8 protein-coding genes and 1 tRNA gene are annotated in these 8,715 nt (G+C 37.1%); 3 read left to right on the top strand and 6 right to left on the bottom strand.

What is annotated here, in order from left to right; all coding sequences use genetic code 11:
• Positions 1–432: 432 nt before the first annotated feature.
• Positions 433–509, bottom strand: a tRNA-Arg gene (locus DM84_RS02975).
• Positions 510–684: 175 nt separating this feature from the next.
• Between DM84_RS02975 and rpe the strand changes: the two genes are divergently transcribed.
• Positions 685–1,365 (top strand): ribulose-phosphate 3-epimerase, encoded by a 681-nt coding sequence (gene rpe, locus DM84_RS02970; protein WP_250778260.1) that lies wholly within the window; start codon positions 685–687, stop codon positions 1,363–1,365.
• A gap of 225 nt (positions 1,366–1,590) precedes the next feature.
• On the opposite strand, the gene pnp is transcribed toward rpe, so the two are convergent.
• The 3 genes from pnp to truB are packed head-to-tail and all read right to left on the bottom strand — an operon-like array spanning position 1,591 to position 5,021.
• On the bottom strand, positions 1,591–3,858 hold the full coding sequence (pnp, locus tag DM84_RS02965) for a polyribonucleotide nucleotidyltransferase (RefSeq protein WP_250778259.1): 2,268 nt from the start codon (positions 3,856–3,858) through the stop codon (positions 1,591–1,593).
• Between the two features lie 14 nt (positions 3,859–3,872).
• A complete protein-coding gene (rpsO, locus tag DM84_RS02960; RefSeq protein ID WP_250778258.1) occupies positions 3,873–4,145 on the bottom strand; it encodes a 30S ribosomal protein S15 in 273 nt (90 codons plus the stop codon).
• A 12-nt stretch (positions 4,146–4,157) separates the two neighbouring features.
• Positions 4,158–5,021 (bottom strand): tRNA pseudouridine(55) synthase TruB, encoded by an 864-nt coding sequence (gene truB, locus DM84_RS02955; RefSeq protein WP_250778261.1) that lies wholly within the window; start codon positions 5,019–5,021, stop codon positions 4,158–4,160.
• A 149-nt stretch (positions 5,022–5,170) separates the two neighbouring features.
• On the opposite strand from truB, the gene DM84_RS02950 reads away from it, so the two are divergent.
• Positions 5,171–5,890, top strand: a complete 720-nt coding sequence (locus DM84_RS02950) for a hypothetical protein (RefSeq protein ID WP_250778257.1) — start codon at positions 5,171–5,173, stop codon at positions 5,888–5,890.
• Between the two features lie 184 nt (positions 5,891–6,074).
• Here DM84_RS02950 and DM84_RS02945 read toward each other — a convergent pair whose 3' ends face one another.
• Entirely contained in the window at positions 6,075–6,887 is an 813-nt protein-coding gene (locus DM84_RS02945) for an SDR family oxidoreductase (protein WP_250778256.1), read from the bottom strand.
• A 5-nt stretch (positions 6,888–6,892) separates the two neighbouring features.
• Positions 6,893–7,537, bottom strand: coding sequence for an alpha/beta hydrolase (locus DM84_RS02940; RefSeq protein ID WP_250778255.1), 645 nt, complete (start codon positions 7,535–7,537; stop codon positions 6,893–6,895).
• Positions 7,538–7,689: 152 nt separating this feature from the next.
• Between DM84_RS02940 and DM84_RS02935 the strand changes: the two genes are divergently transcribed.
• Entirely contained in the window at positions 7,690–7,989 is a 300-nt protein-coding gene (locus DM84_RS02935) for an NADH dehydrogenase ubiquinone Fe-S protein 4 (protein ID WP_250778254.1), read from the top strand.
• Positions 7,990–8,715: the final 726 nt, after the last annotated feature.

Genomic DNA, 8,715 nt, shown 5'->3' with positions numbered 1-8,715 from the left:
TCATTATACTCTTTTTAAGAATGTTCGTACAGCCATACGCGTCAAGTTAAGGAAAAGTGACATAAGGAGGGAAGAAGATGATATAAAAAACTATTTAAATATTAAGTAGTTAAGTTAATAATTTATCTTATTTTAGGTAAGAATTTCCTAAAAAATAAATGAAACAAATAAGACATCCTCTTTAAATGTTGCTATATTTGGCAGCATTTCCTTAACTTGACGCGTATGGTTCGTACAGCTGTGTGCTTGACACTGGAATGACACCATTTGTTATAAACTCACTTTTACTATATGATTACTTTTCTTAGACCATCTTGTCTATCTCATTTTACCATTCCGCTGAACAGATACATACCCAATTTATGGTAAGAAACTTTCAGGAGAAACGCTTGGAAGTTACATGACAAAGTAAAAACACAGGTGCTACATGTATGGTGTGCCCGGTAGGATTCGAACCTACGACCCACAGCTTAGAAGGCTGTTGCTCTATCCAGCTGAGCTACGGGCACCAATGTATATAAAATGCTTCTTAACACGTATGAAGTCAAGGCATTTCATGTAAATACGATGTTTATCTTGCAAGACCTTATCGTTCCAGCATAGATGCAACTTTTCTGTGTTTTATGGTCAAGGTGACAGAGTTTAAAAAATAAGTTATTTTTATTCTTTAATAAAAAACAGCCCATGGGTATTAAAATTGCACCTTCTATACTTTCAGCAGACTTTGCAAAGTTAGGGGAAGAAGTAAGAAAAATTAGCGATTTAGGTGTAGATTATATACACATAGACGTTATGGATGGAAACTTCGTTCCGAATATTACAATTGGTCCGAGTGTTATTTCTGCAATACGTAAGTATAGCAATCTTCCTTTCGATGTACACTTAATGGTTAAATCTCCTGGTAACCATATTGAAAGCTTTATAAATGCTGGTGCTGATATTATCACTATACATGCAGAAGCAGAGATACACCTTGAGAGACTGGTTAGGAAAATAAAGTCATACAAAAACGTAAACGATACAAAAAAAACAATTCAAGTTGGAGTTTCGATCGTTCCTTCAACTCCTCCAAGTGTGCTTGAGTATATAATACATGAACTAGATATTGTGCTGATTATGACAGTCAACCCTGGATTTGGGGGACAAAAGTTTATCCATTCGCAGCTACACAAGGTATCTGTTGTAAAGAAGATGATAGAAGAGCGTAATCTTAAAACGCAGATTTCAGTGGATGGTGGAGTGAGCGCCCTAAACGCAGCCGATATAACAAAAGCAGGTGCAGATATCTTGGTCGCTGGATCAGCAATATTTAGAACTGAAAATATAAAGAAAGCTGTGAACGATCTTAAAAACCCGCTGCTATAGCTGCCTAAACCTCTAGTTGAGAGACAAATCAGTAACTGATATCATCTCGGCACCTGGGTACTAGGGTGAAGGAGGTAATACAAGAAATCTACTAGATCTCTTGCATTACCTGCTTTCTGGTGGTAATTTCTACGTCAAAACTTGCTTCCGCCCCTCAAATACTTCAAGTATTCTGCAGTTGCGCTTCTCCTAAAAATTCCTTACCATAAATTGATAATACAAGTCTCAATAAAAGCCCGATGATGAATCATCACTACCAAATTGTGGTCTGTTACTCCTGTTACTGAAGCCAGAACGAGGGCGAGTAGGTCTCTTACGATGCCCAGGTTTTCTATTGAATGAACTATTATGATAATCCCTATCACTTGAACCATCTTTCTTTTCTTCATTATAGAGCTCGCCTTCAAAAAATTCGCCTGTCTCTTGATCAACGCGACGCCTTGACAATTTTGGGTATCCACCTTTTTCAAAATCAATTACCAACGCTTTGAAAACATCGCCCTGTTTAAGTATATCCTCAATAGACTCTATGTGCTGATTAGCCACTTCACTTATGTGCATTTTTCCTTTCCTTCCATTGAGAAATTCAAGCTCCACAATAGACTTATCTATTTTGATAACCTTGGCATCAACTATGGCACCTTGCTCTAGTTCTGTTATTGAATCAATCAACATATTTTTTGCAATTTCAGCTTCAGTGCTACTCACGGCAAACACAGAAACCTTGCCGTCATCCCCTATCTCAATTTTTGCATTACTTCTTTCACACACACTGCGTATATTTTTTCCTTTAGCACCAATAGCTGCGGAAATCTTATCTTTATCTATGTAAAATGACACCATTCTTGGTGCATGACTTTTCACGTCATCGCTATGTTCTGAAATCACTGCATTCATTTTTTCTAAGATATGCAACCTTCCAGCTTTTGCTTGTTCTAGAGACTTTTCAACAATTTCAAAACTTATACCAGAAATTTTCATATCCATTTGCAGTGCCGTAATTCCTTCACTAGTTCCTGCTACTTTAAAGTCCATATCGCCAAGATAATCTTCATCACCCAGGATATCAGAAAGTATTGTATACTCATCTTTATCTTTGATGAGGCCCATAGCAATTCCAGCAACGGGAGCACTTATTGGCACGCCTGTATCCATTAAGGCAAGGGAGGTACCGCAAACTGTTGCCATAGAAGAAGAACCATCTGATTCCATAATTTCAGATACTACTCTTATTGTATAAGGAAATTCGGACTTATCAGGTAAAACAGGATGAATTGCTTTCCAGGCAAGTTTACCATGACCTATTTCCCTTCTTCCTGGTGCACGTATGGCAGAAGCCTCTCCAACAGCAAATGAAGGAAAATTGTAATGCAACATGAAATGCTCGCGCCTATCGCCTTCAATGTCATCTACAATTTGCTCGTCTTGTGTAGTACCAAGAGCAGTAACAACCAGCGCCTGAGTACTACCTCTTGTAAATAATGCAGAACCATGGGTTCTGGATAAAATGTCAACTTCAACTTCTATCTGACGTATTTCATCGTGCTTACGACCGTCTATCCTCATACCTTTCTTTTTAATTATCTCGCGCACTAAGGATCTTTCAAAGCTTTTTATTGCATATGTAATGAGCTTCTCATCTTTTCCAGCTTCCTTAAGAGTGTTTAATATATCACCTCTGAGCGCTTCTAAAGTTTGAGCTCGCTGTTGTTTTACTGTTTGTGAATATGCGTTTTCAAAATCTTTACTGTACTTTTCAAGATCCTGCATTATGTCTGACATATCAATAGGAGCGAAGCTCTCAGGTTTCTTGCCAATTGTGTCAGCAAACTCTTTTATAAGCTTAATGACGGGTTGAAGGTGTTCATGACCAAATTTTATTGCGCTTAGAACATTTTCTTCAGAAAGTTCCTTTACCTCTGATTCAACCATCAAAATTGAGTGCTCGTCACCAGATAAAAACAGATCTAAGCTGCTTGTTTTCATCTCTTGAACAGAAGGGTTGAGTACATAGTTGTCATTTTCATCACAACCAACCAAAGCTCCAGCTATGGTAGAGTAAAAAGGAACACCAGAAATTGCAAGGGCTGCAACAGTACCAATCAATGCTGGCACTTCAGGAGGGTTGACCGTATCATAAGTTAATAAATTGCACACCACGCTGACTTCATCGTGAAAACCTTCTGGGAATAGAGGTCTTATACTTCTATCTATTACCCTTGAAATTAGAGTTTCCCTATCAGATGGCTTACCTTCTCTTTTAAAAAAGCCACCGGGAATCTTGCCCATGGCATAGCTTTTTGCAATAAATTGTACATTTAGAGGCAGGAAATCAACATTTTCTTCCTTCTTTTTACGTACAACAGTTACTAAAATGGAAGTATCCCCATAATTTACAACCACTGAACCATCAGCTTGACGTGCTATTTTTCCAGTTTCTAAAGATAAGGTACGACCACCCCAGTCTATAGATTTTTTTATAATTTCAAACATACAAAATTCCTCGATTATTTTCTAATGCCTAACTTCTCTATTAACTCCTGATAGGCCTGATTACCAAACTTACGCTTTATATAATTTAAGTGTTTGCGTCTTCTACCTATTAGTATAAGTAAACCACGCTTAGAGTGATGGTCATGCTTGTGCACTTTAAAGTGCTCAGTTAAGTTACTGATCCTTTCGGTTAAAATAGCACATTGTACAAAAGATGAACCTGTGTCATTTTCTTTAATTGCATATACATTTATCAAATTCTTTTTCTTTTCTGATGTTATTGACATCTAAACCTCATTTCAAACATTAAAAACACGGATAGGTTTTACACAACCATAAGTAAAACTGCAGATTGCAACGGGTACATTACCCACTATCGTACAAAAAATATCATAATTCTTTAAATTACGCAAGTTATTTAATACGATTTCCTGACCTTTTCTGATTTTCTCCGCTTCCTCTGCGGAAATTTCAACCTTGAACATTGATTTTAAAGCTGATGCGATGGGGATAATTTTATCTTTTTTTGTAAGCCGTTCGATTGTCACTGATTCGGTTTCTCTAAAACTGCCTACCATGATCCTTCTTAATTGTGTAATATGTCCAAAGCAATTTAACGCGATTCCAAGATCTCTTGCAATTGACCTCACATATACGCCACTACCGCACAGCATAGAAAAATCAGCACTGTTATTTATAGTATTAGCAGAGATCAATTTCAGTTCATATATTCGCACTAAGCGGGGCTTTATATTCGCTTTTTGCCCACTTCTTGCTAATTTATATGCCCTTGTCCCATTGATTTTTATTGCTGAGAATTGGGGAGGAGTTTGTGATATCTCACCAACAAAGTTCTTGATCGCGCAGTTTATTTGGTTATACTCAGGTTTCATGTTGCTAGCTTTAATAGTATCACCATCTAAATCGTCTGTGGTTTTTTGCTCTCCCCATTTTATTGTGAAATTGTATGCCTTTGAATCACAAGATAAGTATGGTATAGTTTTTGTCGCTTCACCAAGGGCAATTGGCAACACACCTGAAGCTAAGGGGTCAAGTGTTCCCAAATGACCAGCCTTTTTAATTCCAAAAATCTTCTTAACTTGCGCTACAGCTTGTGCAGAACTAATTCCTATTGCTTTGTCGAGATTAAGCCAACCATGTATCATATATCAACTGTACATGATTAATAGCAATTTAGGAGGCAACTCAGAATATACTTATTTTATTAAATTATTATAAAATTAAGGACTTGACTAACATGTGTTATTAGTATATATTTAAGTTTTTATTAGTCTTATTTTAAGAGGTTATTATGACTGTACAAACACAAGATCAAGGCATACAGAAGTACGCACGTATTGCAAAAACAACTCTACACATTGGGTTTACAGTTGCAGCTTTAGCAATAGCAGCAACTACTATTTATGCTGCTGCAAAAGGAGTGGCACTTTCTTCAACATTCCTAGCATATCTTGCTAACCCTTGGGCAATAGCAATAATAGCTTCTGTTGCTGCCGCATACCTCCTTATTGGAGCATATCAGCAACTGTTTCTAACGGAAGGAGCTAAGGGTCAAGATGGTAAGGATGGTGTAAATGGTAAAGATGCAGACTTCTCTGCTCTTCTTGGTGATGCTATAAAGATTGCTAAGATTGTTGAAAAAGAAGTTAAAGAGAAAGGCAGCCAAGTTAAGAAATTATATTTGGAGCTTTCAAGTGACAATCGCGAAGTATTGCTAGGTAAGAAAACGTGTGGAGAGCTATACGTGATCTTTAAAGACGAAAATGGCGGATACCAATCCAAAGCTCTTGCATATAATGTTGAAAATAATAATGTTATTGTAAAATCAGTTGGTGGTACAGAAGTAAATGATCTTGCTGCAGTAAAAAAAGCGTTGGGTGTGGATGAAAAAGCTGGTCTGCCAGCAGTTGCAGTAAGTAATAAAAGCCATGAAGCTTTAAAAGGCGACGTATCACCTAAATTACAAGAGGTTGCAGTAAATGCAGCTATATCTGAAGCGCTGAAAAAGTAAAGTTAATATTAAGGAGAGGTAGAAATGTTCTATCTCTTCCTTTTTCCTTTTACTTAGGCTTGTAAGGGCTAACATAGCCTGTTCAAGCCTTTAATTATACCCCCATCAAAATCTATCACCTATACTTTTTTTAAAAGATTTCATCCAAGACGTGAAATCAGAAGGCAGGTTATGCAAGAGATCTTTAAGTAAGTGACTTCAACTCTTCAGCGTATAAGCTCTCTAGCCCTACCTTATAGTTAGGATAAACTAGAGAGATGCCAAGATCTCTTTTAACTTTAACGTTGCTTACTTTTTTTGATCCTAAATAAAAACTCTGCGCACAGTCAGGCAAGGAAGAAACCTCCGCTGGCTCTGGAGCACTAACATTCAGAAGTTTTGCCGCGTATGCTACCACTTCGGATTGTGTAGCGGGCAAGTCATCCGCACAATTGTATATTTCACCGGGTTTTATGCTTTGCATGGAAGAAAATAGAATATTCAATATATCTTCAACATGAATACGAGAGAAAAAATGCCCTTCTTTTCGCACATTTCTTGCTTTACTTAGTTGTAAATCAACCAATACGTTTCTTCCGGGGCCGTATATTCCAGCCAAACGAAAAACATGAACAGGTAAATTGCTATTTAGCCATTTCTTTTCAGATCTAAGGCGCTTCTCTCCTCTGTTTTCTACAGGTTTTGTTTCAGATTCTTCTGTAACCCAATTACCAGCGTGGTCGCCATAGACACTAGTTGCAGATAGATAACCAAGCCATTTGACATTTTGAAAGTAATGACCATATCTCTCCAGCACATCATCACCATCTGGCGGGATGGAAATTAAAATATGTGTTACGTCTTGAAACGTATCTTTGCTCACTTCATTGTAATTAAAGAGATTAACACTTCGTATGCCTTGATTTCTTGAAGTGCCGCTGACTTTCCAACCTAAATTCAGCAACTTTTGTAATAGAAACCTAGCTACATACCCATAACCGAAGCAAAACAAGTGCATGAAAATTAGTTTTTGAAATTTTTTTTAATAAATTCTACACCCAATCTTATACCTTCTTCATTGATAATGTGGCCCAATGCATGAATTGGGTGCCCCTCAACGTTTATTCCATTTTCCTTCAGAGCTTTAACTGCCAAGTCAAGAGAAGAAAAAGGCACTACATCGTCAGCATCACCGTGGATAATGCACATGTTGGGCTTTGATTTGATCTCTGGTGCAACTTTTGAAGGCGAAAGAAACCTACCAGAATATGCAACAACTGATGCACAAGACTGAGAGCGGGTAAGAGCTGTGTGTATTGCAAGCATTGCCCCTTGGGAAAACCCAATCAAAGAAAGCTGTGCATCATTTAAGCTAAGCTCTTTTAACTTCGTATCAATAAAATGATTTACTATCGATGCGGCACTTTTTACTCCATTATATAGCACCTCTTCACTGCGATCCTCTAAGCTGAACCATTGATAACCATCACCTATTTCCCTTTCAAATGGAGCATTTGGTGCTATAAAACATGAATCAGGTAAAGATTTGCTCATAACTTTAGCAAGGTGAACAAAGTTATCACCGCTTGATCCCCAGCCATGTAAGCAAACAATTAAATTTTTCTTATTTCCACTCTCACAAATTTCTGGACCGTTAAGTTCAATCATTTTTTTTCTTTTTGCGTTTATACCTTTATTTAACACTGATTTTTGAATTTGTAAAAACTATATTGTTCCATTATAAAGAGAAAAGGAAACCACGTTAATTGTTTGTGCAGGGATTTATTTAGGTATATATTTTAGTTTATTTAGCAAAAGCCATGAGCATTGATGATAGAGTAGTTTTTAAGATTTACAAACCAACAAGAACTGCAACACAATCTGGCTTAGGTAATACTCACTTTTGGCACCTAAGAACTGAACCTGATCCTTACTATATTGAACCTCTGATGGGATGGGTTGGCTCAAAAAGCCCCAAAAAACAAATTGTATTAAAGTTTGACTCCCTTGAAAAAGCAGTATTCTACGCAAAAAGACGCAATGCTAAATATATAATTGAAATGCCAAAAGACATTAAGAGACGCCCAAAGTCTTACGCGAGTAATTTCATACCTAAATAAGTTCTGTTGTAGAACATAGGCTTCACAGATGCTCCTACTATACGAAAACTGTGTCGTCCAAGTAGCATAGAAACAGAGCAAAAAAACTACTTGACAAATCCCAACAATTTCATTATTATAGTAACAAGGGTATTTCTGACTCAAAACTTGTTTTTGATCTGCAGGCTCAATGACAAAATTCAGTAAAAAACTCAGGGTATTTTTTGGCGGATTGTATCAAATTATAGCGGCTGCATGTCTTTTTCATTTTTTCTACATTCAGCCAAATCGCGCTTGAACTAAGCGTCAGCAAATTATTATAGCGCCAATTTAAAGTATTATAGAGTCAAAACTCGCCACTCGAGATTTCTTTGTCTTTTTCTTCGTTTGGTAAATTTCTTAATACTTATAGCTAAAGCAGTTTAAAAGACTGTGAAGGGTGTCATTCCAGCGCGTGACGCTGGAATCTAGGAAAGTTTGCTTGTAAGCAAGCAAACTAATTTTGTAAACATAGAAAGCAGCTAATCTTAATTTAAAACGCAACATTTTAATTATTATGGAAAGACCGGATCCCAGTGTCGGGGCACTGGGATGACAGAAGGAGGGGCTACTTGGATGACACCGCCACAAAGTGAACCAGTGTCAGCTACTTTGATAACAAGAAAAGGGCACTGTATTTATAACCATACGCATCAAGTTAAGAGATTGTGAGCAAATTTAGAGAAGTTAGGGTTGATACCCTAGTTT

The sequence above is a fragment of the Wolbachia pipientis genome (assembly GCF_023661085.1).
In the GTDB taxonomy this organism is placed as follows: domain Bacteria; phylum Pseudomonadota; class Alphaproteobacteria; order Rickettsiales; family Anaplasmataceae; genus Wolbachia.
This window is presented reverse-complemented; position numbering and strand designations above follow the sequence as displayed.

Excerpts from the sequence above, each read along its gene's own strand:
- rpe (WP_250778260.1), top strand. The coding sequence starts at position 685 with ATGGGTATTAAAATTGCACCTTCTATACTTTCAGCAGACTTTGCAAAG.
- pnp (WP_250778259.1), bottom strand. The coding sequence starts at position 3,858 with ATGTTTGAAATTATAAAAAAATCTATAGACTGGGGTGGTCGTACCTTA.
- rpsO (WP_250778258.1), bottom strand. The coding sequence starts at position 4,145 with ATGTCAATAACATCAGAAAAGAAAAAGAATTTGATAAATGTATATGCA.
- DM84_RS02950 (WP_250778257.1), top strand. The coding sequence starts at position 5,171 with ATGACTGTACAAACACAAGATCAAGGCATACAGAAGTACGCACGTATT.
- DM84_RS02945 (WP_250778256.1), bottom strand. The coding sequence starts at position 6,887 with ATGCACTTGTTTTGCTTCGGTTATGGGTATGTAGCTAGGTTTCTATTA.
- DM84_RS02940 (WP_250778255.1), bottom strand. The coding sequence starts at position 7,537 with ATGATTGAACTTAACGGTCCAGAAATTTGTGAGAGTGGAAATAAGAAA.
- DM84_RS02935 (WP_250778254.1), top strand. The coding sequence starts at position 7,690 with ATGAGCATTGATGATAGAGTAGTTTTTAAGATTTACAAACCAACAAGA.